Source organism: Roseisalinus antarcticus (genome assembly GCF_900172355.1).
GTDB classification, from domain to species: Bacteria; Pseudomonadota; Alphaproteobacteria; order Rhodobacterales; family Rhodobacteraceae; genus Oceanicola; species Oceanicola antarcticus_A.
The window spans coordinates 56,258-78,416 of record NZ_FWFZ01000015.1 but is presented as its reverse complement, the minus strand read 5'-3'; the positions used below and the strand labels follow the sequence as shown (position 1 = coordinate 78,416).

Below are 22,159 nucleotides of genomic sequence, written 5' to 3'. Positions count from 1 at the left end.
CAGGGACAGCATGGAAACCGACTGCACCATCGACATCGACTGCGCCCGCGTCTGCTTTGACAGGACCGGAACGCAGGGGCCTGCCGTGATCTTTGTTCATGGCGGGTTCGGCAGCCCTTCGGAGCTCTGGCATGTCACGATGCAGGGGTTGCCCGACCGCTACCGTGGCTATGCCCTGAACAATTTCCTGCGCTCCGAGCCGCCTCCGGACGGCTACACCGTGGCCAGCTTTGCCCGCCGGCTTGTCCGGTTCGCCGCGGAGCTGGAGCTGGTCCGGCCCGTCATCGTCGGCCACTCCATGGGCGGGGTCGTCTGCCAGCTGGCCGCGCTGGAAGCGCCGGACGCGTTCGGCGGGGTCGTCCTGGTCAGCACCGGTCCCTCGATGAAACAGCATGGCGTGGGGCAGACCCTGCTGGACCGGCTGCGCAGCGAGGGCGTCTCGACCCGCCTGATGACGGATATCAGCGCCAACTGGTTTCACAGGCCGCCGCCGCCCGGCTTCTTCGACGCCTATGTCGCCAGAGCCTTGACCGCGCCGCTTGAGGCCATGATCGACGTGCAGCAGAGCCTCATGGACACGGACGTGCTGCCGCGGCTCGGCGAGATCCACGCGCCCGCGCTCATATTGCATGGCCGTCAGGATGTCGGTCGCCCCATCGGCCACGCCGAGGCGCTGCGCGAGGGCCTGCCCGACGCCCGTCTGGTGGTGTTCGAGACCTGCGGCCACTCCCCCATGCTCGAGGATCCTGCGGCCTTCGACCGGGCCCTCGCGGACTTTCTCGACCAGATCACCGAACCGGCAGCACGCCTGCCGAAATGACGTTCCCGAAAGGATATTCCATGCGCAAACTTCATACCCTTCCGACCTGCCTCGTTGCCGGTCTGGCCCTGGCACCGGCCGCAGGCGTCGCACAGACGGCGCTGAACGCCATCGGCGGCTTCTCCAACCAATACCAGAACAGCCAGATCGAGAAGCCGTTCTTCGAGGGGCTGGGTGAGGCGACCGACGGGGCTTACGAGGTTCGGTTCCGGTCGATAAACGAGCTTGGTCTGCAGGGGTTCGACGCGTTCCGGCAACTGCAATCGGGCGCCTTCCAGGTGATGGCGATCTCGCCGGGATATGTCTCGGGCGACGATCCTTTCGTCCTCGGACTGGATCTTCCGGGGATCATGCCGCGATCGAGGCCTACCGCGCCCCGTTGACCGAGCGGGTGCGCGAACGCTTCGACGGCGAGGTGCTCGCGATATGGCCCTATCCGGCGCAGATGCTGTTCTGCAGCGGCCCGCTGGACGGGCTGGAGGACCTGGAAGGCAAGAAGGTCCGGGTCTTTTCCTCCGCGCTCAATGACCTGGTATCGCATTTCGGTGCGACCGGTGTGACGCTGGCCTTCTCGGAGGTCTATCCCAGCCTCCAGCGTGGCGTGATCGACTGCGCGGTCACCGCCTCGCTGTCAGGCAACGAGGCCAATTGGTTCGAGGTCACGGACACGCTCTATTCCCTGCCGATGAGCTGGGCGATCCAGCTGCATGTCGCCAATGGCGATTTCTGGGAGGCTTTGTCCGAGGATGAGCAGGCGGAGATGGCCGCTCTCTTCGCCGACATGGAGGCCCGGATGTGGTCGGTCGCCGAACAAGCGACGCAGGACGGTGTCGATTGCTCCACCGGCGCAGAGCCTTGCGAGATCGGGACGCCTGCGGACATGACCTTGTCGGAGTATGGTGCCGCGGACGAGGCGTTGCTGATCGAGGCCGTGGAACAGGTCGTCCTGCCGGGCTGGGCCGAGGAATGCGAGGCGGCCTACCCGGGCTGCACGGCGATCTGGAACGAGACCGTGGGCGCGACGACCGGCTTTAGCATCGAATGATGATGACCCGGCCCCGGCGGAGAGAGACGTGAAACGGACACTTGAACTCGTCTCGATTGCCGCCGGGGCCGCCTTGCCTGGCCTTGCGTTCCTGACCGCGGTGGAAGTGCTTCTGAGGAAGGTCTTCGACCATTCCCTGGCGGGCGTCGACGAGATCGGTGGCTATGTCTATGCCATCGTGTCGGCAGTCGGTTTCATCGCGGCCTATTCGGCGAACGCCTATATCCGGGTGGATCTGGTCCTGTCGCGCGTGGGCCGCTTGCCCAGGCTTGCCGTCAACATCCTGTCCCACCTCGCGCTGGCCGCCTTCGCGGGGCTTCTGACCTGGCGGGCGACCGCGCAATGGCTGCGATCCTGGGAGCTGGGCGCACTCGCCCCGACGCCATTGCGGACACCGCTGGTCATTCCCCAGGGGATCTGGCTTGTCCTTCTGGCGGCGTTCACGGCCACGATCCTGTGGCGCCTGGGCTCGGTCCTGTATCTGTTGTCCCGCGGCCGGGTCGACGCGGCAGGCAAACTGGTCGAGATCGCGGGCGCAAGGTCCCAGACCGCCGCCGAGATCGAGGCGGCCCGCGTGCGGCAGTCGGGCCGGGAGCCGCCGCGATGATCGATCCCGCCATGCTCGCCGCCATCTACATCGGGTGCCTCGTGGGCTTCTCGCTTCTTGGGCTGCACGTTTCCGCGGTCATGGCCCTGCTGGGCGTGGCCGGGGCGCTCCTGACCTTCGGGGCGCCCGTGGTGATGAACATCGGCGATCTCGCGTGGTCCACGTCGAACAATTACCTGCTCGTCTCGATGCCGATTTTCGTGCTGATGGGGGAACTCCTCCTTCGATCGGGTATTACCGACCGGCTCTATGCCGCCCTCGCCGCCTGGATGGCGCGGCTGCCCGGCGGGCTTGTCCACACCAACGTCTTCGCAAGCGCGATCTTCGCGGTGGTGATGGGCAGGCTCTACTCCGGCTTCGCCACGCCGACGGAATCGGCGGCCCTCGGGACGGTGTCCGCCGTCGTCCTCGCGGCGCTGCGGGGCAGGCTCACGTGGGCCGTCCTGTCCGCTGCGTTCGTCTCGACCGTCCGGATCACCGGCATCGTGACGCTGCTGATCGTGGCCGCGTTCTTCCTGAACTTCATCCTGGGGCTGATCGGCATTCCGCAGGCCGTGGCGCAATGGGTCGAACAGACCTCCGGCGGGCCGGTGGCGACGATCCTGCTGCTTGTCGTTCTGTATCTCGCCATGGGATGCTTCATGGAAACGCTGTCGATGCTCATCACGACCGTGCCCATCGTCGCTCCGATCGTCGCGGCGCAGGGGATCGACCCGGTCTGGTTCGGCATTTTCGTCGTGGTCATGTGCGAACTGTCGCTGGTGACGCCGCCCGTCGGCATGAACCTCTATGTCGTCCAGGGGATACGCGAGCCCGGTTCGGACGTGCGGGATGTCATATTCGGGGTCTTGCCGTTCATCGCATGCATGCTGTCGCTCATCGTCCTGATCATGATCTTTCCGGGGCTGGTGACATGGCTCCCCACGGTCCTTTTCAGCTGACAAGCCGTCTGGCGCGACCGGCCCGTGGGCCTCGCCGGGCGGGCACGACCTGCCCGCGCCCCCAGCCGGGGACAATGCAAGCATGCGGTGCCGGGCCACGCGCGGCGACGTCCCTGTGACAGACACGCGGCGCGATGCCCGGCCGGGCCGCTGGTCGGATCGGTCGTGCGCGTATCCGCAAGGTCTTCACCAACCGATTGATTCAACTGGCCGGCCGCCCGAGATCCGGCCCTGCGCTGTTGACGGGGGAACGTCGCGCCGCCAAGACTCGGGCGGTGCACCCCGGGAGACACCATGCCAGAGCGCCGATACCACTTCATTTCCGGGTTGCCGCGGTCTGGCTCCACGCTGACCGCGGCGATCCTTCGGCAGAACCCGCGCTTTCATGCCGGAATGTCCAGCCCGATCGCCAGCCTCTTCGACGGGATGATCTCGCAGGTGTCCGCCGGCACGGAACTGTCGACGACGGTCACGCATACGCAGCGGGCACGGCTGCTGCGCGGCCTGTTCGACAGCTATTACGCCGAGCACACAGAGGAGGTGATCTTCGACACCAACCGCGCCTGGACGGCCAACCTGCCGGCCTTGATGCAGGTCTTTCCGGACGCGCGGGTGATCTGCCTCGTGCGCGATGTCTCGTGGATCATGGATTCGATGGAGCGGCAGTTCCGCCAGAACGCGTTCGAGCATACCCGGCTGTTCAACGCGCCCGGCGAACGCTCGACGGTCTACACGCGGGTCGAGGCCCTGGCCGGGGCCAACCGGCTTGTGGGCTATCCGTGGCACGCGCTGCGCGAGGCGTGCTATTCGGACTATGCCGAGCGGATCGTGATCTTGGAATACGACCTGCTCGTCAACAGGCCGGCCGAGGTCTTCAAGCTCGTCTATGATTTCCTCGGCGAGCAGCCGTTCGAGCACGATTTCAGCGCGGTGGACTTCGACGCGCCGACATTCGATTCGGGGCTGGGGCTTGACGGGCTGCACCGGGTGCATCCCGAAGTGGCGCCGCGCCCGCGCACGACGATCCTGCCGCCCGACCTGTTCGAGAAATATTCCACGCTCGCCTTCTGGCGCGATCTGCCGGCCTCGAAGGCCTTCCGGATCGTCGCCAATCCGCCCACGGCAGGGGACGCCCCGGCAACGCCCGGCGGCACGATGCCAACCGGCCCCACGCCGATCGGGACCTGAGACCGACCGCCGCCGATCGGATCCAGGATCGATCTCGCGAGCGGGCGCCTGTGCCTGCGCGAGGTCCCTGCGATAGGTCTCTGCGATAGGTCCCTGCGCGAGGCGATCGGGATCTTTTCGACCCTCCCCCCCAAGCGCGTGTTCAACAAAGAGCGACGGGATCAATCTTGCCGTTTCGGTGTCGGGCGCGACCATCGACCCTCAACACGGCCAGCTGGAGATCAGCGATCGTTTCCGGATCGTCGTTGCCGCCGGGGCCAAGGTCACGATCGACGGCAACCCCCTCTGCCGGATCATGAGGCCGGATCATGAGGCCGGACAGATCAGCCAGCGCCTTGTCCGGTTCGAACGTGAGGCCGGGTGGCCTGAAGCTGAACGGCGGGAATGCCGCGAACTCTGCCATGCCGGGCTTTGGGTCCGGGGGCAGTGGCGGGACGATCATCGCCATGGACGGGGTGTCGGTCTACCTCTTCGACCCGACCGTGCGCGAAAGCGGGGCCCCTCTCGGCGCGGGCGGGGGTGTCCATCTCTGCGAGGCCGGTTTCCTCGGGACAAAGGCCGAGATGGACAACGATCCGGGCGGCGACGAAGCTGGGGACAGCGGCGTCCCGATGCCGGGGCCGCTTGTGAGCAATGGCGGATTGGTCAGGGCAATGAAACCCATCGAGGACAGCCCGTTGACCGATGCGGGATCCATCGGCGCAGGTTCGTCGGACGGCGTCGACCTCGACCGCGACGAGGACACAACCGAGGCCCGTCCGGTCGAGTGCGCTTTGAGACTCGCGTCATGAACGGGGCACCCGGCATCGGCGCCGTCGAGGCGCAATCGGATATCTTCGGCGAGACCGGCATCCTGTCGCTGACCCATGTCCTGCAGACGGTGAGCCTGCAGCGGAGCTACGACAATCCAGTCGTGATCGCCTTCGTCGCGACGGAGAACGGCATGCAGCCGGTCAACGTGCGCATGCGGGACGTCGGCGCCGACGAGCTGACCCTGCAGCTGCAGGAGCCGAATTTCCTCAACGTGTGGCATACCGACGAGACGGTGAATTACCTCGTGGTCGAGGCGGGGACATGGATCGTGCCGGACGGCACCTTGCTCGAGGCCGGCACGATCGAAAGCAACAAGACCTCATCGAAAGGCTTCGAGCAGATCACCTTCGACGCCGAGTTCGACAGCGCGCCGGTGGTCCTCTCGCAGGTGCAGACGTTCAACGGCCGCGATTTCGTCACAACCCGCCAGCGCGACGCCGATGCGGACAGCTTTCAGCTGACGATGCAGGAGGAAGAGTCACAGAACGACAGGCACGTGACCGAGACGATCGGCTGGCTCGCCATGGAGCAGGGCAGCGGCACGGCCGGCGAGGTAAGCTGGCTCGCGGGACGCACGTCGGGCGTCGGCGACGGGAACGCAACGGTCGAGCTTGGCGCAAGCCTGGACGGCGGGGCCAACGCGATCGCCATGCTGACGAGCTTCGCCGGCAAGGATCCGGCCTGGGCGCGCGGCAACGGCAGCACGAACACCAGCTTCGAGCTGTCCGCGGAAGAGGACACCAGCGGGGATCCCGAAACCGACCACGTGCCCGAGACCGCGGACTATTTCGTCTTCGACCAGGCGGGTGCGCTCTCTGCGGCGCCGCTGCGGAATGTCGCCGAGACCGGCACCTTCGCCCTGTCGGACGAGGTGCGGGTGCTGACGCTGCAGCGGAGCTACGAGAACCCGGTCGTGATCGCCTTCGTCGCGACCGAGAACGCGGCGGATCCGGTCGACGTGCGCGTCAGCGACGTCAGCGGCAACCAACTGACCTTTCAGCTGCAGGAACCGACCTCCGCGGGTGGGGGGCATGCCGACGAGACGGTGAATTACATCGTGATCGAGGCGGGAACATGGATCCTGCCGGACGGCACGATCCTCGAGGCCGGCACCCTCGAAAGCAGCCAGCTGTCCTGGCAGGGGTTCGAGCCGGTCACCTTCGACGCCGAATTCGACGAGGCCCCTGTCATCCTCAGCCAGGTCCAGACGGCGAATGACACCGCCTTCGTGACAACCCGCCAGCGCGACGCCGACGCGGACGGTTTCCGGCTGACGATGCAGGAGAAAGAGGCCCTCAACGACACTCACGCGACCGAGACGATCGGCTGGCTCGCCATGGAGCAGGGCAGCGGCACGGCCGGCGATGTCGGTTGGCAAGCGGGCAGCACGTCCGGTGTCGGCCACCTGAACGCGACGGTCGACCTTGGCCAAGGCCCGGCCGGCGGGGTCAACGCGATCGCCATGCTGTCGAGCTTCGCCGGCAGGGATACGGCCTGGGTGCGCGGCAACGGCAGCACGGCGATGACGTTCGACGTATCGGTGCAGGAGGAAACCAGTCTGGATGCCGAAATGTGGCACACCTCGGAAACCGTGGACTATTTCGTGTTCGACCAGGCGGGCATCATCGGAGCCTACGACTACGATCTCTTGCTGTGAGACCAGGGGGCGGACCGGTGTCTTGGGGCGCATGACGGGCGGTGGCAGACGCGTCCCGGCAGGACTGCGCCCCTCAAGTCCCTGCCGCCATCGCCCATGCCCGCGCGGCCATTCGCACAGGGCCGCGCGGCCATTCGCACAGGGCCGCCGTGATCGAGCCTTTCGGCAAGGCGCATCCCGAGCGCGTTGCGATGGTCTTCGGCAATGCTCATGCAATCGCCGGGCGCAGGGCCCGCACCCAAGCTGAAAGGGTGCCGGAACGTTTCAAAATTTGGAACTCTGTCACGATCTCGATCGGGGCTATCACGGCATCCGGCAGACCCGCTTCCGAGCACGTATCGCGCAGGGCCTCGGGCGTGCAGAAGGGAAATCGTGCACCCTCCGTCGAACCCGCCCGCGTCTGGATCGAGGGAGGCCGCAGCCTTCCGGAAAGCGTCGATGAAACCGATGCCTCCGCCCGGATGGTCCCGGACATGGAACGACAGAACACCCCCGGGTTTCAGAACACGCTGCATTTCGACCAGACCCGCACGACGGTCTGGCACAAGGTTCAGGACGAGGGCCGATGTCACGATGTCGACGCTGTCATCCTCCGGAGGCAGGGTCTGGGCTGTGGCCGTCTCGAAACGCACCCTGGGGCCGGTGACGGTCTTGCGCGCGTGGGCGACGAAGTCCTCGGACGCGTCGGTTGCGAGGATCGAATTGGGCGCATGCCCCTGCAGGATGGCCGAGGTCAGGGCGCCGGATCCGCAAACGATCTCCAGCCAATCGGCCGCGTGTTTCGGGGCAAGCCAGTCGAGGAATTCCCTTGCGATCAACCGACTCCATCGGCCCCTGTCGTGCTCGTGGCTTTGCCCCGCGCGCCTGGAATCGAGATCCGAGTGTGTTGGCATTGTCGAGACCCCTCCAAGTGAACAGGTGCGCGGCGCGAAAAACCGCGGCGCCGTTTGCCGCACCACACCACTGGTGCGTCGACAGGTCCGCGTCGGGCGGGGCCGGCGGCTTCGAACGGGCAGGTGCATGGGGCGTCTTCGGCGCAGCTCGGTGACCGGACGCATCGGCAGCGCGGACCGGCTGACTGCAGGACGCGTAGATGGCACTCGTCGGTTCGACGGACCATTCAATGGGGCTAGGTGACGCGGTATACGGGTGATCAGGACCGAGGTTCCGATCTTGGCACCTGCCGGGATCCTGACATCGCGACACGGAAATCTGGAGACCCCGAAATGGCAACCACCGGCAAGCAATTGTTCACGACACTGGAGGCCGACGGAACGCTGACCGTTGCGGTCGAGGAGGTGAGCTTTCCCGATCCGACGGGCACCCAGGTGCTCGTCAAGATGGAGGCGGCGCCGATCAACCCGACCGACCTGGCGATCCTGGTCGGCGGAGCGGACCTGGAGAACGCCAGTTTTTCCGAGGGCAAGTTCGTTGCGTCCGTGCCCGAACCCTACAATACCGGGTCCAAGGCGCGGCACGGGATGAAACTGCCGGCCGGGACCGAAGGTGCCGGCACGGTTGTCGCGGCCGGGAACGGGGACGCGGCGCAGGCGCTGGCCGGACAGCGCGTCGCCTGTGTCCCGGGCAACGCCTTCAGCCAGTACTGCATCGCCGACGCCTCTGCCTGCCTGCCGCTGGGGGATCATTCGGCCGAGGAGGGCGCCAGCGCCTTCGTCAATCCGATGACCGCCCTGGGCTTTGTCGAGAACGCGAAGATCGACGGGCAGGACGCGATCCTGCACACGGTCGGCGCCTCCAACCTGGGCCAGATGCTGACCCGCATCTGCAAGGAGGACGGCATCGGCCTGGTCAACATCGTCCGGCGGGACAGCCAGGCCGAGCTGCTTGGCGGGCTCGGGGCCACCCATGTGGTCAATTCCTCGAAGGACGACTTCATGAGCCGGCTGGTCTCGGCGATCGACGACACGGGCGCCTTCTACGGCTTCGACCCCATCGGCGGTGGCAAGTCGGTGGACACGGCCTTCAGGGCGATGGAGCAGGTGGCGGTGAGCCGGATGACGGATTATTCGCGCTATGGCTCCAACCAGCCCAAGCGGATGTTCATCTATGGTCGGCTGGACACCGGCCAGACGATCCTGTCTCCGAGCTATGGCTTCGGCTGGACCCTGTCGGGCTGGCTGCTGTTCCCGTTCCTTCAATCCGCCGGGGGCGAGACGGTGGGCCGGATGCGCAAGCGGGTGCTCGACAACCTCACGACGACCTTCGCGAGCCACTACAAGCAGAGCGTCAATCTCGAAGAGATGCTGACCAGGGAGGCCGTGACCGATTACCGGGAAATGAAGACGGGGGAGAAATACCTCGTCACGCCCTGGTCGTAATGGTCTGGTCCGTCGGGGCGGGGGCAGGGCCGACGCGGTCCGGGCGCGGGCCTGGCGACAGCCAAGACGCGGCACCGTTGGGCGGCGCCTTCAGCTTATCAGGGCGCGCGCCAGCCGGTCGGCCAGAAAGCTGAACACGTGGCGGACCCGGGCGCTGGTCCTGAGTTCGCTGTGGGACGCGAGCCAGACGGGCATGGAAAAGACGGCCGTCTCGGGCAGGACCCGGGCAAGGCCGGGCTCCGCCGTGCCCTGGGCCAGTTGCGCGACACCGATCCCGCAGCCGGACCTCAGCAATTGCCAGGCCGCGTAGCGGTCGTCGCACCGGTAGCGAAGGCCTTCCCTGTCCATCTCCAGGCCGAGGGTGCGAAGCGCCGACACGACCTGCCCGTTTCGATCGTCGCCGATCATGTCATGGGCCGCGAGGTCCGCGACGGTTTCGGGCATGCCCCGGCGCTCCAGGTAGGAGGTCGCCGCGAACAGACCGAAGCCGAGGTTCCCGAGCTTGCGCACGATGAGGTTTGATTGCCTGGGTCGAAACATCCGCACGGCAATGTCGGCTTCGCGCCGCAGCAGGTTGGCTTCGCTGTCGCTCGGCACCAGGTCGAAGTCGATCCCGGGTTCAGCGGCGGCAAGGTCGGCAAGGATCGGTGGCAGCACGAAGCCGGCGACGCCCCGGGACGCCTAGATGCGGATGGTCCCGTCCAGGCCCTGATCCTGGCCGGACGCGGCCGCGGCAAACCGATTGGCCGCCGCGGTGACATCCGCCGCATGGGCAAAGAGCGCCGCGCCCGAGGCGGTCAGCGCCAGCCCGTCTCCACGCCGCTCGAACAGGGTGACCCCAAGCTCCGCTTCGAGGCTGGAGACATGGCGGCTGAGCGTCGCGGGGCTGCCGCCGACCGCCTTGGCCGCCGCCGCCAGAGAGCCGTGTTCGGCCACCTGGGCGAAGGACTGGATGAGCTGGAGCTTGGGAAGCCTTTGCGGTCGCGCCATTTCAGATATGGAACTCCTGATTGCGATATTGGCTGTATCGTTGCAAATTTGATGGATGGTAGCAGGGATAAAGCGCAACGCAACACACTCGGAGCACGGCCATGAACACCTCTCGCGGATATCTTGTCATCGGCGGTCTCGTGCTCGCCGAGGCGGCCTTGCTGTTCGTTCCCGTCGCAATCCTCGGCGCGGCCATCAACTGGCCCGAAAGCCTCGATTTTGCGCCGTCGCAGGCGCTTCCACTGATCGACGGGCAACTCGGGCAGGTTCGCCTCGGCTACGGCATCTACCTGGTCTATTCCCTGGCCTGGGTCCTGATCGGACCCGCCATCGCCTGGCTGGCGCTGGGACGGGACAAGCAGGTCGGGCCGCTCTTCGTCGTGGCGGTGGGGTTGATCTGCGCCTGGGCGCTGGCCCGCGCGATCGGGATCATCCGGTGGCTGACGGCGTCGACCTTTCTTGCGGAGACCTATGCGGCTGCGACACCCGAGATGCGCCAGACCATCGACCTGATCCAGTCGTCCGTGAATGCCTGGGGCGGTGCGATCGGCGAGATCCTCGGCGTCTCGCTTTTCACGGTGGGCTGGCTGGTCGTGGTCTCGCTGATCATCCTGCGCAATGGCGGATTGCCCCGGATCCTCGGTTGGAGCGGCCTTTTCGTGGCCCCGATCCTGGCCTCTCCGGTGATCGAGCTGTTCGGGATGGAGGCGAGCATCTTCATCTCCACCCTGTCGATCCACCTTTGGCTGTTCGCCGCGGGCTTCATGATGGTGGGCATGGCGCTTTTCGGAAAGGAGGCCTGAGATGGGCTTTCACGCTGTTCTGGGCGGTGACGGCGCCATCGGCCGCGCCACGGCGGACGCCCTGTGCGCCGAGGGGCTCGACGCCCGCCGGCTGACCCGGGCCGACGCCGACGCCACCGACGCCGCGGCCCTCGTCAGGGCCCTCGACGGGGCGGATGTCGTTTACGATTGCGTCGGGTTGCCCTACGACGCGGCCCTCTGGACAACGGGCTTTCCCGCGATCTCGACCGCGCTGGTGAGCGCATGCGAGGCTGTGGGCGCCCGGATCGTCTATTTCGACAACGTCTATCTCTACGGCCCCGCGCCCCTTCCGGTGCCGTTCGACGAAGACACCCCCCGGTGTCCGCCGTCGAAAAAGGGCCGGGCCCGCAAGACCGCGGTCGAGATCGTGATGGCGGCTGACCGGGCGGGCCGGGTGCCGGTGACCGTGGGCCGCGCCGCGGATTTCTACGGACCCGGCGCGGTGAATTCGCCGTTCTACATCAGCTTTCTGGAGAACATGCTGCAGGGCAGGCCCCCCAGGGTGGCGATGCCCGAGGGCCCGGTCCACACCTACGCCTATTCCAGGGATATGGGTCGCGCCCTGGCCCTGCTCGGGCAGGACGAAGGCGCATTCGGCCAGGAATTCCACCTGCCCGTCGGGCCGCCGGTCAAGGTGTCGGAGATGGCAGCGCTTTTCAACGCGGCGCTGGGCACGTCGCTGAAGGTCACCCAAATCCCCGGCATCGTCCTGCGCGGCCTCGGGCTGGTGGCGCCGCTGATCCGGGAGGTCCACGAGATGAGCTATCAATACAGGACCGACTACGTCATGTCGGATGCGAAATTCCGCGCCCGCTTTCCGGAGTTCGCGCCGACCTCCTATGCCGAGGGGGTCGCCGCGATGGTCCGGCATTTCCGGGGATGACCGGTGCGCGGCCCAAGGGGACGGTCCTTTGAAATTTCTGGCCCCGCGGGGGCATTCCCGCAGATACTGGCCCTGTCGCGCACCGGAGGATCTGTCATGGCCAACGCGTTCTGCTCTCGATTTGGCGTCAGTCAGCCAATCGTTCTCGCGCCCATGGGCCGCGTCGCCCCGCCCGAGCTGGTCGCGGCTGTCAGCAACGCGGGCGGGCTTGGGCTGGCGCCGCTCTTGACCGATGCGCCCGACAGGATGCGGGCGCAGATCCGCCGCATCAGGGCGCTGACCGACAAGCCATTCGGGGTGAACCTGAACATGGACTTCCGCGACGACGCGCAGCTTGACGTCTGCCTGGAAGAGGGCGTCGAGGTGATTTCCATCTTCTGGGGCGACCCGCAAGATTTCACCCGGCGGGCAAAGTCGCAGGGGGCCAAGGTCATCATCACGGTCGGCACCTCTGCCGGGGCGCGTCGGGCCGCCGCCCTCGGCGCGGACGCGATCTGTGCCCAGGGCTGGGAAGCCGGCGGGCATGTCGAGGGAAAGGTCTCGACCATGGCGCTTGTGCCGGCCGTGGTCGACGCCGTCGGAGACGTTCCCGTCATCGCAGCGGGCGGCATCGCCGATGGCCGCGGGCTCGCCGCCGCCATGGCGCTCGGCGCGTCCGCCGCCTGGATCGGCACCCGTTTCCTGGCCGCCGCCGAGGCGCAGACGCATCCGGTGTACCTGGAGCGCCTGCTCGCCGCGTCCGAGGACGATACCGCGCATTACGACGACCTCTACGATCTCGTCTGGCCAAACGCGCCCCACAGGGCCCTGAAGAACAGCACCTCCGACCTGTGGGAGGCGGCCGGGCGGCCCCCGCTCGGCGAGCGCCCTGGAGAAGGGGATGTTCTGGCCACGCGTCCCGATGGTGTCGAGATCCCGCGCTACGCCAGCGCCGTCGCGTTCGCCGGGCTGAAAGGCCAGATCGAGCCGCTGCCGATGTGGGCAGGCCAGGGTGTCGGCTTGGTGACCAAATCCCGACCGGCCAAGGAGATCGTCCGCGAGATCGTCGATCAAGCCAGGCGGATCATCGACTTCTAGGCGCCGGGCCCGGACCTGCGCCGCAGGATCCGTCGGTCGGAAAAGGATCCCGTCAAGCCGCGCCGGCGCGGACGGCAAGAGGAGTTTCACCGAAACGCGTGGCCCTGGGACGGACGCGGCGCGAAGCCCTCTTCCGGGGGCCCTTTCGGCACTCTAGGGGGCGGGGATGTTCTCGCGCATGATCAGGCGCGGTTCTATGTAGTGTTCGGGCAGGAACGGCTCTGTCGCGGCGATCGTGCCGAGCAGGCGGATGACCGATTGTTCGCCGAACAACTTGGCGTTCTGGTCGATGATCAGGTCGATGACCCCCTTGGCCAGATAGCGCCGGATCGGCTCTGACAGGTCGTGCATGATGACGCAGGGTCTGCGCGCCGGCGGCAGCTCTTCGATGACCGAGGCGATGCCGCTGCGGCCGCCGCCCATGCAGTAGATGCCGACGAGGTCGTCATGCTCTTCGAGCAGCCCCCGTGTAATCCGGGCGCTCAGGGCGCTGTCCGATTTCGTCGCGATCGCGGGCAGGATGGTCAGGCCGGGGAAATCCGTCTCCATGACTAGATGAAAGCCCAGTTCCCGCTCTCGCTGGCCGTGAAACGCGGGATCTCCGATGAACAGCGCCACGGTTCCGGCCGCGCGACGCACGAACCGGCCCATTGCCAGCGACGCGGTCCGACCCGCGACCCGGTCGTTCAGCCCCACATGTGCCGCCCGGTGCGTGGACAGAAGGTCGGACGCCAGCGTGATGACCTTGACGTTCGACCTGTCGAGATCGCGGATGATCTGCCGCGTGAGCGGGTGGTCCACAGCGACGATGCCGACGCCCAGCGTTTCGACCGACAACTCGTTGACGGCCGCCTCGAGAGTGCGGGGGTCGAGATTGTCCAACTCGTGCACGCTGACCGACGACACCAGCGGCAGGGTGGCGGCGAATGTCTCGATCGCGACTTTCACCTCGCCGAAGAAGGTCTGCGTGCTTCTGGGCAGGAAGAACTCCAACCGCGACCTGCGTGCCGGCAGCACGATCTGGTCTTCCACCGGCAGGTATCCCAGGTCGTTCGCGGCGCACAGGACGCGCTGGCGGTTGGCGTTGCTGACCCCGGCCCGGGAAATGAGGACCCTGTCGACGGTCGCGGTCGAGGCATTGGCGCGCTGGGCGATGTCTGGGATCGTCGCTCTTCGTCTTCCGCCACGTGTCATCGCAGACCCCTTGCCTTTCGGCCAGTGTTCGGGGGCCGCGGGCTTGCAAGCCGCCGATCTTTTCATGTTCGACAGAGGGCCGAGGAACCACCGGCAGCGGCATTCCGACCGGGTCCCGGATGCGGACGGCAATTGGCGCCGAAGGCTGGCCGCGGGCCGGCCCGGCGTCTAAAGGCCTTGATGCGGTTCACATCAAGACTGATGTGCATGCCCCGGAAAATCGACCGATTTCCAAGGGATTTCCCACGGCACCCCCACGAAATGCGCAAATCCGATGTTTTTTGATGTGAAACCCATTTGTCGCGGGAATGATCCGGCTTCAACACGGGGCCGGCAGACGGAGAGAAGCAACGACTGCCGGGATGGGCGCTCGCGCTCGAAGAGAGGAAGTCATGCAATCGAAAACAAGACTGATGGGATGCGCCGGTGTCGCGGCGGTCATGCTCGGCGCACCGCTGGCGCAGGCGGACGAGGTCGAGGTCATTCACTGGCTCAGTTCGGGCGCGGAGGCCGCGGCCGTCCAGGCCCTTGCCAACGGAGTCGAGGCGCTCGGAACCACCTGGGTTGAAATCGTGCCGCCGGACCACGCGTCGGGTGCGCGGGCCCTGTTCACGTCCCGCATCGGCGGTGGCAACCCGCCCGGAGCCATGTTCCTGTCGATCGGCAAGGAAGCCGCCGACCTGGGCGAGCAGGGGGTCTTGCGCGACATCTCGGGTTTCGTGGCGGACGAGGGGCCGATCGACGCCCTTCCACAATTCGCCGTCGATATCGCGAGCGGGCCGGACGGCGCACTCTACGCCGTGCCCATCGCCGTCGAGACGCAGAACGTCATGTGGTACTCGGTCCGCGCATACGAGGCGGCCGGGCTGGAGCCGCCGACGGACTGGGAGGGCTTTCTGGAACAGGCGCCTGCGCTGCAGGACGCCGGTATCATCCCGATTGCCGTGGGCGCGCAGGGCTGGCAGCTCAATCTTCTGCAATACTCGATCCAGACCTCGCTGCTCGGTGTCGATGGCTTCGGTGCGTTCTACTTCGATCATGATCGCGACGGTTTCGATGAGGCCGACGTGACGCGGGCGTTCGAGATCATACGGACGCTGTCCGAGCTCGCCGATGACGGCAACGTCAATCGCAGTTGGACCGACACGCTCAACCTCGTTGCCAACGACGAGGCGGCGATCTTCGTGATGGGGACCTGGGCCGGCGGTGAGCTGGTCGCCATGGGCGAGGAATACGGGACGGACTGGGGCTGCAACATCGCCGGTGGCGATACCTGGATCGCGGGGGCGACCGGGTTCAGGTTCCCCGATCTCGGGGCGCCGTCCGAAGGGCAGGACGATTTCATCCGCGCCCTGCTGACGCCCGAGGTGCAGGTGCAATTCTCGATCGAGAAGGGCTCGATCCCGTCCCTGACCTCGGCGAGCTCGATCGAGCTTCCCGAATGCTCGCAGGCCATCGCGCAGGGGATGCAGGAGGGGCGCGGCGTGCCCAATCCGAACGCGACGCTCAGCGGTGACGCTCAGGGGCAGATCAGCGACCTGCTGATGAACTTCTGGTCGGACCCCGGCGTGTCGCCGCAGGATGCGGCCGAAAACTATACCTCCATCGTCTTCGACGATTTCTGAGGTCCTCCCGGCTGTCCGGGCGGCGCATCGACAGGACGGACAGGGATCGGTCCGGCCGACGCGCTGCGCGGACATTTCAACGAGGCCATTCAAGATGATCCTGCGCCCCCAGACCGTTGCGCGCTTCGTGTTGCTGCCGACCATCCTGTTCACGGTGGTCGGCTACTACGGGTCCATCCTCTGGACCGTGGGCCTGTCCTTCACGCCGTCGCGGATCCTGCCGGTGAACCGCTGGGTCGGGTTCGACATGTACGAGCGGCTATTCTCGACCGCGCGGTGGTATGTCGCCTATGCCAACCTGTTCATTTTCGGCGGGCTGTACATCTCGGTCGGCCTTGCCTTCGGTCTGCTGCTCGCGGTCGCCCTCGACCAGGGCATTCACGGCCGGAATTTCTTTCAGACGATCTTTCTCTACCCGATCGCCCTCAGCTTCATCGTGACCGGGCTTGTGTGAAAATGGCTGCTCAACCCGACGACGGGCTTGCAGGATTTCGTCCAGGGGCTCGGCTTCGAGACCTTCACCCTCGACCTGCTGTCGAGCCCGGACCTCGCGATCTTCACGCTGGTGATCGCGGGGGTCTGGCATTCCTCTGGGCTGACGATGGTCATCATCTTCGCAGGCCTTCAGGCGATCGATCCCGAGATCTGGCGGGCCGGGCGCGTGGACGGCATTCCCAAGTGGCGGATGTATGTCAATGTCGTGCTGCCGATGCTTGGCCCGGTCATCGCGACCTGCCTCGTCCTTCTGGGGATGAACGTCGTGCGCAGCTACGACCTTGTCGTCGCGTTGACGGGCGGCGGGCCCGGTTTCTCGACCGATGTCCCCGCCAAGTTCATCGTGGACCATTACTTCGAACGGTCGAGTATCGGGCTGGCGTCGGCCGCGGCCACGGTCCTGCTGCTGACCGTGATCGCCATCTTCGGCCTGATCTCCGTCATCCGGCGGTACTGGAGGGCGACATGAAGTCTCCGGCATTGATCGGCCGGTTGGGCCTCTATGGCTTCCTGATCGCGACCGCGCTGTTCTTCGCGATCCCGCTGGTGATCGTGTTCCTGACCTCGCTCAAGGACCTGGACGAGGCCCGGGCCGGCTCGATCTTCGTGCTGCCGCAGACCCCCGACTTCGAGGCCCATGTCGAGGCTTGGACCAGCGCCTGCATCGGGCGGGATTGCACCGGCATCGGCGGACGGTTCTGGAATTCGGTGGTCATCACCGTCCTGGCCACCTCCGTGTCACTGCTGATCGCGTCGATCAACGGGTTCGCGCTTGCGATGTGGAACCTGCGGGGTGCGGGCATCGTGCTGGCGCTGCTGCTGGTCGGCGCCTTCGTGCCCTACCAGATTGTGATCTATCCGCTGGTGCGCATGTTCGCCGTGGGCGGCATCCACCAGACGCTGACCGCCCTGGTGATCGTGCATGTTCTCTTCGGGCTGCCGATCCTCACGCTGATATTCCGGAACGTCTACCTCGGCCTGCCGGCAGAGCTGGTGAAGGCGGCGCGGGTCGACGGCGCGAGTTTCTTCCAGATCTACTTCCTGGTGATCCTGCCGATGTCGCTCAACGTCATCATCGTCGCCGGCATCATTTCGGTCACGGGGGTCTGGAACGATTACCTGCTCGGCCTGATCTTCGCCGGGGCCGACTGGCAGCCGATGACCGTGTCCGTCGCGTCCCTGACGTCGACCTCGGCCACCGGCGTGCCTGCGCATCATGTCAACATGGCCGCGACGCTGCTGACGGCGCTGCCACCGCTGCTGCTTTACCTCTTCAGCGGCAAGTATTTCGTGCGCGGCGTCACCGCCGGCGCGGTGAAGGGTTGATCCATGACCAAGGTTCACATCGACAATCTGGTTCGGCGCTACGGTGCGCTCACGGTCCTCGACCGGATCTCTCTCGATATCGAGGACGGAGAGTTCATCGTTCTTCTGGGCCCCTCGGGCTGCGGCAAGTCCACGCTGTTGTCCGCCATCGCGGGGCTCGACGACGTGCAGGGCGGGCGGATCTCTTTCGACGGTCGCGACGTGACGAAACTGGAGCCGAGCCGCCGGGAAATCGGCATGGTGTTCCAGTCCTACGCGCTCTATCCGACGATGACGGTGCGCACCAACATGGCCTTTGCGCTGAAGGTCGCGCACGCGGACAAGGCCGAGATAAAAGAGCGCGTCACCTGGGCGGCGAACCTTCTGCAGATCGGGCATCTGCTGGACCGCAAACCGGGGGAATTGTCGGGCGGGCAGCGCCAGCGCGTCGCCATCGGCCGCGCCCTGGTGCGCCGCGCCAAGCTCTTCCTGTTCGACGAGCCCCTGTCGAACCTCGATGCCAAGCGGCGCACCGAGATGCGCAAGGAAATCAAGTCGCTCCACGAGCGGCTGGGCGTCACCTTCGTGTTCGTGACCCATGACCAGATCGAGGCGATGACGCTTGCCACGAGGATCGCCGTCATGAACGCCGGCGTCATTCAGCAGATCGGCACGCCGGACTAGCTCTACCGGCGGCCCGCGACCCGGTTCGTGGCCGATTTCGTGGGCCTGCCCGCGATGACCTTTCTCGACGCGACGCTCAAGACGGCCGCGGATGGGGCGCCGGTCGCCCATATCGGCACGCAGAGCGTCAGGCTGGACGGCTACCAGTTCGCGCAGGGCGCCGGACCGTCCCCCGGGCCGGTGACGCTCGGGGTCAGGCCCGAGCGGGTGCTTGTGGGGCAGGCCGCGGGCCTGGAGGCTCTCGAGGCCCGGCGCACGGGGTTGGAGCCGCACGGTGCCGACACGCTCGTTCTGCTCGACCTCGATGGCCAGGCTTTGACCGCGCGGGTCAACCCCGAGATCGCCGGTGCCCTGGATGACCGGGTTCATGTCGGGTTCGACATCGAGGGCGTCTCGCTGTTCGACCCGGACGACGGGGCCAGGATTTGAGGGCCGGGCGGGCCGTCGCAACGGCGACACGAAAGATGACGATGCCCAATGCAGGGACGGCATGGCGCAGGACGCGGATCGCGGCGAGGGCCGCGGCGTCAGGGTTGAGCCATGCCCCCGGACGCCCCGCGTCCGGTCCGGCGAACACGCGCCCGAGCGCAGCAAGTCACCAGACGTCCCAAGACGGCAAAGGCGGCCCCGGTCAGCCCCGATCCCCGGGCGGCGTCCACACAAGAAGGAACCCCTGAATGTTCATCGGCACCAATGTCTACGGCTGGACCCAGATCGCCCGGCTGCGAGGGCAGGACTATGATCGGCCGCAGGCCATGGCCCAGGCCGGGGCCGCGGGCCTGACCGGCTGGGAAGACGCGGTGCGCTCCGCCGATCAGGTCCCGGACCTGGCGCGGGATGCCGCGGCGGCCGGGCTCGAAATGCGGTCGGCCTATGTCTTCGGCGCGTTCCATACCGAGGTGCTGGCGCAGGCCTCGACCGACTCCGCCCTGGCAATTTGCGACGCGTTGATGCCCCACGGCGTGACCCGGTTCATCTTCAACCCCGACCCCTTGCCGGACGGGGCCCTCAAGGATGACGCGCAATTGCGGACCCAGGCCCATGCGCTCGAGGCGCTTGGCCGGTCCCTGCGGGAGCGCGGGGCGGCGCTGCTCTATCACACCCATGCCCCCGAGATGCGGGCCTCGGCCCGGGAGTTCCACCACATGCTGGCGTCGACCGATCCGGGGGCGGTGTCGCTGTGCCTGGACCTGCATTGGGTCTGGCGCGGCGCGGGCGATTCCCAGGTGGCGCTGGAGGATATCATCCGGCTCTACGGGCCGCGCGTGTCGGAGCTGCACTTGCGGCAAAGCCACGGTGGCGTCTGGGCCGAGGCCTTCGAGGACGGCGATATCGACCACGGGGCCATCGTCGCACACCTGACCGCTGCGGGGGTGACGCCGTTGATGGTGCTGGAGAACTGCTACGAGGAGGCGACCCCGTTCGAGCGCGACCCGGTCGAGACGCACCGGGCAAGCGCGGCCTATGTCGCCGGGCTTTTCGGCGAGCTTGCGGCGTGAGGACAACGTGACACAACGGGTTCTGATCATCGGCGCGGGTGCGATCGCGCGTCACCATGCGGCCGCGGCGGCGACAGTCGAGGGGCTGGAGGTCCTGGCAGCCGATCCCGCCGACGCGGCGCGCGAGAGCTTTGCCGCCGAGCATCCGACGGCGCAGCTTTTCGCGGATGTCGACGCGATGCTGGGGGCGGCCGGGGCCGGCGGGCAGGACGTGGCAATCGTGGCGGTTCCGCCCTGGCTGCACGCGCCCATGGCCGTCAGGGCCTTCGAGGCCGGATACCACGTCCTGTGCGAAAAGCCGGTGGGCCGGACGCTGTCGGAGGTCGAAATTATCCTGGAAGCGGCCGCCCGGGTGGGCAGGCTGCTGGGCGATTGCGCCATCCGGTTCAACAATCAGCCGGCCGCGGCGCGGGTGCGCGAGATGCTGGGCCGGCAGGCGCTGGGCGCGCTCGGCCTCGCGCGGATGATCCACCGCATTCAGCGGGTCCGACCGGGGCTGGAGTACCAACTCCGGAGCAGGTGGTTCCTCAGCCGAGAGCGGGCCGGTGGCGGCTTGGCGATGGACTGGTCCGTCTATGATCTGGCCATGCTGTTCGATGTCCTGGCGCCGGTCGCGGTCACGGTCGACCGCTCGGTCACCCGGCGCGTGGCTGGTCGCGACGACCCGCCCGACGTTCCGGTCGAGGTCGAAAGCCATGTGGTCGCCATGATGACCCTGGATCTGGGCGAAGGCACCCTGTTGCCGCTGCTCTACGAGCGGGGCAATGGCGTGAACGGCCCGGCCCTGTCGGAGCTCAGCATCGAGGGGACGCAGGGCGGGGTCAGCTGGCGCGGGCTGCCGCCCTACGAGGACGACCGGACCGAGGTCACCCGTTATGTCGACACCGGCGGCGCCGTGGCGGCCGAGGTCGAGCGCATTCCGATGGGGGGATCATCCGCATTTCCATCACCAGCCGCTGCTGGCGTTTCTGGACCGGATCGCCGGGCGGCCGTCCGCCGCGCTCGATGAAACCGGGATCCGGTTCAACTTTGCCTTCATCGCCGCGCTTTACGAGGCGGACGCGACCGGCCGCCCTTTCACCGTGCGCAGGTAGGCGGTGATGGGCGATGATGACCGCAAGGGGCTGCGGGTTCTGGTGACGGGCAGCGCCTCGGGTATCGGATAGGAGGTCGCCCGGATCTTCGGCGCGGCCGGGGCGCAGGTGGCGGCGGTGGATCTGTCCGACCGTGTGGAACCGGCGGCGAAGGCCATCGGGGCGCGGCACTGGGCCCGGGGCGACATCTCGTCCGGGGCAGATGTGGCGCGAATGGTGGGCGACGCGGCGGCGGCGCTTGGCGGGCTGTATTGCCTGGTCGATGTCGCCGGGCTGCAGGTCGTGGGGCGCGTCACCGAGACGACCGTCGAGGACTGGGATAGGCTGATGGCGGTGAACCTGCGCGGGACCTTTCTGATGTGCCGGGCGGCGGTGGACCACCTGCGGCGCTCCGCTCGCGGCGCGATCATCAACACGGCCTTTATCGCGGGTCAGCGCGGCGGGCCGGGCAGCACCGCCTATTCGGCATCGAAGGGCGGCGTGATCGCGTTCGGGACGGAGCTGGCACTGGCGCTGGAACTTGCGCCCGACGGGATCACCGTCAACACGGTCTGCCCCGGGTGGGTCGACACCGGCTTCAATGCGCCGGTCATCGCGCTGCCGGGCGGGCAATACGGCCCACGCCGAATTGATGCGGGGCGCAGGCCGCTTGGCCGCCGGGGCCCCCTGTCGACCCGGCGCCGACCTATCTGCTCCCCGCCTCCTCCGGCGCCTGCCACATCACGGCGAAGGCCATCGGCGTGGACGGCGGCCTCCACAACCAGGGCACTACCGGGGAGGGACCGGATCCGGAAAGCGCGATATGACCCGACGCAGTGTGACGATCGACCGGGGCGGCGGGATGGACCGGCCGACCGTCGATGCCGCCGTCCAGCCGGGTCGACGCAGAGCCCTTGGCCAGCGCGAGGCCCTGTCGCATGATAGGTTGCATCCGGCAGACGGGCCGGTGCCGGGCCACGTGGGCAATCGCCCTTTGCGCCGGCCTCGTTTCGCCCCCCGGGCCGGGCCGGCCGTCTGCGCCCCGGCCCGGGGGGCGGCAGCAACCACGCCCGCCCGGACCCGGGCGGGCCGTATCGAAA

Annotated in this window: 25 protein-coding genes and 1 pseudogene; 21 read left to right on the top strand and 5 right to left on the bottom strand. The window is 67.2% G+C overall.

Annotated elements, in window-relative coordinates; all coding sequences use genetic code 11:
• Window positions 1-10 precede the first annotated feature (10 nt).
• The 6 genes from ROA7023_RS14215 (at window position 11) to ROA7023_RS14190 (ending at window position 4,601) form a co-directional block, all read left to right on the top strand.
• Window positions 11-820, top strand: coding sequence for an alpha/beta fold hydrolase (locus tag ROA7023_RS14215; protein WP_085879701.1), 810 nt, complete (start codon window positions 11-13; stop codon window positions 818-820).
• A gap of 20 nt (window positions 821-840) precedes the next feature.
• On the top strand, window positions 841-1,203 hold the full coding sequence (locus ROA7023_RS14210; RefSeq protein WP_085879700.1) for a type 2 periplasmic-binding domain-containing protein: 363 nt from the start codon (window positions 841-843) through the stop codon (window positions 1,201-1,203).
• Window positions 1,200-1,865, top strand: coding sequence for a TRAP transporter substrate-binding protein DctP (dctP, locus tag ROA7023_RS14205; protein WP_085879699.1), 666 nt, complete (start codon window positions 1,200-1,202; stop codon window positions 1,863-1,865). Before ROA7023_RS14210 ends, dctP begins: the two co-directional genes overlap by 4 nt.
• Before the next feature lie 28 nt (window positions 1,866-1,893).
• Window positions 1,894-2,472 (top strand): TRAP transporter small permease subunit, encoded by a 579-nt coding sequence (locus ROA7023_RS14200; RefSeq protein WP_085879698.1) that lies wholly within the window; start codon window positions 1,894-1,896, stop codon window positions 2,470-2,472.
• Window positions 2,469-3,413, top strand: a complete 945-nt coding sequence (locus tag ROA7023_RS14195) for a TRAP transporter large permease subunit (RefSeq protein WP_085879697.1) — start codon at window positions 2,469-2,471, stop codon at window positions 3,411-3,413. Before ROA7023_RS14200 ends, ROA7023_RS14195 begins: the two co-directional genes overlap by 4 nt.
• A gap of 294 nt (window positions 3,414-3,707) precedes the next feature.
• The gene (locus tag ROA7023_RS14190) at window positions 3,708-4,601 is read left to right on the top strand and encodes a sulfotransferase family protein (protein ID WP_085879696.1); all 894 of its coding nucleotides are present in this window, start codon (window positions 3,708-3,710) and stop codon (window positions 4,599-4,601) included.
• 142 nt (window positions 4,602-4,743) lie between these two features.
• On the opposite strand, the gene ROA7023_RS14185 is transcribed toward ROA7023_RS14190, so the two are convergent.
• Window positions 4,744-5,004 (bottom strand): hypothetical protein, encoded by a 261-nt coding sequence (locus tag ROA7023_RS14185; RefSeq protein WP_085879695.1) that lies wholly within the window; start codon window positions 5,002-5,004, stop codon window positions 4,744-4,746.
• Between ROA7023_RS14185 and ROA7023_RS14180 the strand changes: the two genes are divergently transcribed.
• Window positions 5,003-5,392, top strand: coding sequence for a hypothetical protein (locus tag ROA7023_RS14180; protein WP_085879694.1), 390 nt, complete (start codon window positions 5,003-5,005; stop codon window positions 5,390-5,392). The genes ROA7023_RS14185 and ROA7023_RS14180 overlap by 2 nt on opposite strands.
• On the top strand, window positions 5,389-7,071 hold the full coding sequence (locus ROA7023_RS14175) for a hypothetical protein (protein WP_085879693.1): 1,683 nt from the start codon (window positions 5,389-5,391) through the stop codon (window positions 7,069-7,071). The genes ROA7023_RS14180 and ROA7023_RS14175 overlap by 4 nt, the downstream gene beginning before the upstream one ends.
• Here ROA7023_RS14175 and ROA7023_RS25685 read toward each other — a convergent pair.
• Window positions 7,053-7,964: a class I SAM-dependent methyltransferase gene (locus ROA7023_RS25685; RefSeq protein ID WP_370739230.1), complete on the bottom strand. Its 912-nt coding sequence runs from the start codon at window positions 7,962-7,964 to the stop codon at window positions 7,053-7,055. The two genes, ROA7023_RS14175 and ROA7023_RS25685, sit on opposite strands and share 19 nt — an antisense overlap.
• Before the next feature lie 333 nt (window positions 7,965-8,297).
• Here ROA7023_RS25685 and ROA7023_RS14165 point away from each other — a divergent pair, with 333 nt between their 5' ends.
• A complete protein-coding gene (locus tag ROA7023_RS14165; RefSeq protein ID WP_085879692.1) occupies window positions 8,298-9,410 on the top strand; it encodes a zinc-binding dehydrogenase in 1,113 nt (370 codons plus the stop codon).
• Window positions 9,411-9,500: 90 nt separating this feature from the next.
• Here ROA7023_RS14165 and ROA7023_RS14160 read toward each other — a convergent pair.
• Together ROA7023_RS14160 and ROA7023_RS14155 are read right to left on the bottom strand one after the other, a co-directional pair.
• Window positions 9,501-10,070 (bottom strand): annotated as a pseudogene (locus tag ROA7023_RS14160) (LysR substrate-binding domain-containing protein); the annotation flags it as partial.
• Between the two features lie 21 nt (window positions 10,071-10,091).
• Window positions 10,092-10,400: a LysR family transcriptional regulator gene (locus ROA7023_RS14155; RefSeq protein ID WP_085879690.1), complete on the bottom strand. Its 309-nt coding sequence runs from the start codon at window positions 10,398-10,400 to the stop codon at window positions 10,092-10,094.
• A gap of 101 nt (window positions 10,401-10,501) precedes the next feature.
• Between ROA7023_RS14155 and ROA7023_RS14150 the strand changes: the two genes are divergently transcribed.
• The 3 genes from ROA7023_RS14150 to ROA7023_RS14140 all read left to right on the top strand — a co-directional run bounded on the left by ROA7023_RS14150 (window position 10,502) and on the right by ROA7023_RS14140 (window position 13,184).
• Complete coding sequence (locus ROA7023_RS14150; protein WP_085879689.1) at window positions 10,502-11,203, top strand: DUF4386 family protein; 702 nt, start codon at window positions 10,502-10,504, stop codon at window positions 11,201-11,203.
• 1 nt (window position 11,204) lies between these two features.
• Window positions 11,205-12,107: an NAD-dependent epimerase/dehydratase family protein gene (locus ROA7023_RS14145; protein WP_085879688.1), complete on the top strand. Its 903-nt coding sequence runs from the start codon at window positions 11,205-11,207 to the stop codon at window positions 12,105-12,107.
• Between the two features lie 96 nt (window positions 12,108-12,203).
• Window positions 12,204-13,184, top strand: a complete 981-nt coding sequence (locus ROA7023_RS14140) for an NAD(P)H-dependent flavin oxidoreductase (protein ID WP_085879687.1) — start codon at window positions 12,204-12,206, stop codon at window positions 13,182-13,184.
• 153 nt (window positions 13,185-13,337) lie between these two features.
• Here the strand turns inward: ROA7023_RS14140 and ROA7023_RS14135 are convergent, their stop codons facing one another.
• Window positions 13,338-14,378, bottom strand: coding sequence for a LacI family DNA-binding transcriptional regulator (locus ROA7023_RS14135; RefSeq protein WP_085879686.1), 1,041 nt, complete (start codon window positions 14,376-14,378; stop codon window positions 13,338-13,340).
• Between the two features lie 392 nt (window positions 14,379-14,770).
• Here ROA7023_RS14135 and ROA7023_RS14130 point away from each other — a divergent pair, with 392 nt between their 5' ends.
• From ROA7023_RS14130 to ROA7023_RS14100, 9 genes are all read left to right on the top strand, one after another.
• Complete coding sequence (locus ROA7023_RS14130) at window positions 14,771-16,003, top strand: ABC transporter substrate-binding protein (protein ID WP_159458523.1); 1,233 nt, start codon at window positions 14,771-14,773, stop codon at window positions 16,001-16,003.
• Between the two features lie 94 nt (window positions 16,004-16,097).
• Window positions 16,098-16,457 (top strand): carbohydrate ABC transporter permease, encoded by a 360-nt coding sequence (locus ROA7023_RS25160; protein WP_234992237.1) that lies wholly within the window; start codon window positions 16,098-16,100, stop codon window positions 16,455-16,457.
• Window positions 16,458-16,484: 27 nt separating this feature from the next.
• Complete coding sequence (locus tag ROA7023_RS25155) at window positions 16,485-16,967, top strand: carbohydrate ABC transporter permease (protein WP_234992235.1); 483 nt, start codon at window positions 16,485-16,487, stop codon at window positions 16,965-16,967.
• Window positions 16,964-17,824 (top strand): carbohydrate ABC transporter permease, encoded by an 861-nt coding sequence (locus ROA7023_RS14120; RefSeq protein ID WP_085879684.1) that lies wholly within the window; start codon window positions 16,964-16,966, stop codon window positions 17,822-17,824. The genes ROA7023_RS25155 and ROA7023_RS14120 overlap by 4 nt, the downstream gene beginning before the upstream one ends.
• Before the next feature lie 3 nt (window positions 17,825-17,827).
• Window positions 17,828-18,487, top strand: coding sequence for an ABC transporter ATP-binding protein (locus tag ROA7023_RS25565; protein WP_306372495.1), 660 nt, complete (start codon window positions 17,828-17,830; stop codon window positions 18,485-18,487).
• 27 nt (window positions 18,488-18,514) lie between these two features.
• Window positions 18,515-18,916 carry a TOBE domain-containing protein gene (locus ROA7023_RS25560; protein ID WP_306372494.1) on the top strand — a complete coding sequence of 134 codons (402 nt, stop codon included), beginning with the start codon at window positions 18,515-18,517 and terminating at the stop codon, window positions 18,914-18,916.
• 248 nt (window positions 18,917-19,164) lie between these two features.
• The gene (locus tag ROA7023_RS14110) at window positions 19,165-19,986 is read left to right on the top strand and encodes a sugar phosphate isomerase/epimerase family protein (RefSeq protein ID WP_085879683.1); all 822 of its coding nucleotides are present in this window, start codon (window positions 19,165-19,167) and stop codon (window positions 19,984-19,986) included.
• 7 nt (window positions 19,987-19,993) lie between these two features.
• Entirely contained in the window at window positions 19,994-20,995 is a 1,002-nt protein-coding gene (locus ROA7023_RS14105) for a Gfo/Idh/MocA family protein (RefSeq protein ID WP_159458522.1), read from the top strand.
• Window positions 20,996-21,164: 169 nt separating this feature from the next.
• A complete protein-coding gene (locus ROA7023_RS14100; protein ID WP_085879681.1) occupies window positions 21,165-22,001 on the top strand; it encodes an SDR family NAD(P)-dependent oxidoreductase in 837 nt (278 codons plus the stop codon).
• Window positions 22,002-22,159: the final 158 nt, after the last annotated feature.

Excerpts from the sequence above, each read along its gene's own strand:
- ROA7023_RS14215 (WP_085879701.1), top strand. The coding sequence starts at position 11 with ATGGAAACCGACTGCACCATCGACATCGACTGCGCCCGCGTCTGCTTT.
- ROA7023_RS14210 (WP_085879700.1), top strand. The coding sequence starts at position 841 with ATGCGCAAACTTCATACCCTTCCGACCTGCCTCGTTGCCGGTCTGGCC.
- ROA7023_RS14195 (WP_085879697.1), top strand. The coding sequence starts at position 2,469 with ATGATCGATCCCGCCATGCTCGCCGCCATCTACATCGGGTGCCTCGTG.
- ROA7023_RS14190 (WP_085879696.1), top strand. The coding sequence starts at position 3,708 with ATGCCAGAGCGCCGATACCACTTCATTTCCGGGTTGCCGCGGTCTGGC.
- ROA7023_RS14180 (WP_085879694.1), top strand. The coding sequence starts at position 5,003 with ATGCCGGGCTTTGGGTCCGGGGGCAGTGGCGGGACGATCATCGCCATG.
- ROA7023_RS14185 (WP_085879695.1), bottom strand. The coding sequence starts at position 5,004 with ATGGCAGAGTTCGCGGCATTCCCGCCGTTCAGCTTCAGGCCACCCGGC.
- ROA7023_RS14175 (WP_085879693.1), top strand. The coding sequence starts at position 5,389 with ATGAACGGGGCACCCGGCATCGGCGCCGTCGAGGCGCAATCGGATATC.
- ROA7023_RS25685 (WP_370739230.1), bottom strand. The coding sequence starts at position 7,964 with ATGCCAACACACTCGGATCTCGATTCCAGGCGCGCGGGGCAAAGCCAC.
- ROA7023_RS14165 (WP_085879692.1), top strand. The coding sequence starts at position 8,298 with ATGGCAACCACCGGCAAGCAATTGTTCACGACACTGGAGGCCGACGGA.
- ROA7023_RS14155 (WP_085879690.1), bottom strand. The coding sequence starts at position 10,400 with ATGGCGCGACCGCAAAGGCTTCCCAAGCTCCAGCTCATCCAGTCCTTC.
- ROA7023_RS14150 (WP_085879689.1), top strand. The coding sequence starts at position 10,502 with ATGAACACCTCTCGCGGATATCTTGTCATCGGCGGTCTCGTGCTCGCC.
- ROA7023_RS14145 (WP_085879688.1), top strand. The coding sequence starts at position 11,205 with ATGGGCTTTCACGCTGTTCTGGGCGGTGACGGCGCCATCGGCCGCGCC.
- ROA7023_RS14140 (WP_085879687.1), top strand. The coding sequence starts at position 12,204 with ATGGCCAACGCGTTCTGCTCTCGATTTGGCGTCAGTCAGCCAATCGTT.
- ROA7023_RS14135 (WP_085879686.1), bottom strand. The coding sequence starts at position 14,378 with ATGACACGTGGCGGAAGACGAAGAGCGACGATCCCAGACATCGCCCAG.
- ROA7023_RS14130 (WP_159458523.1), top strand. The coding sequence starts at position 14,771 with ATGCAATCGAAAACAAGACTGATGGGATGCGCCGGTGTCGCGGCGGTC.
- ROA7023_RS25160 (WP_234992237.1), top strand. The coding sequence starts at position 16,098 with ATGATCCTGCGCCCCCAGACCGTTGCGCGCTTCGTGTTGCTGCCGACC.
- ROA7023_RS14120 (WP_085879684.1), top strand. The coding sequence starts at position 16,964 with ATGAAGTCTCCGGCATTGATCGGCCGGTTGGGCCTCTATGGCTTCCTG.
- ROA7023_RS25565 (WP_306372495.1), top strand. The coding sequence starts at position 17,828 with ATGACCAAGGTTCACATCGACAATCTGGTTCGGCGCTACGGTGCGCTC.
- ROA7023_RS14110 (WP_085879683.1), top strand. The coding sequence starts at position 19,165 with ATGTTCATCGGCACCAATGTCTACGGCTGGACCCAGATCGCCCGGCTG.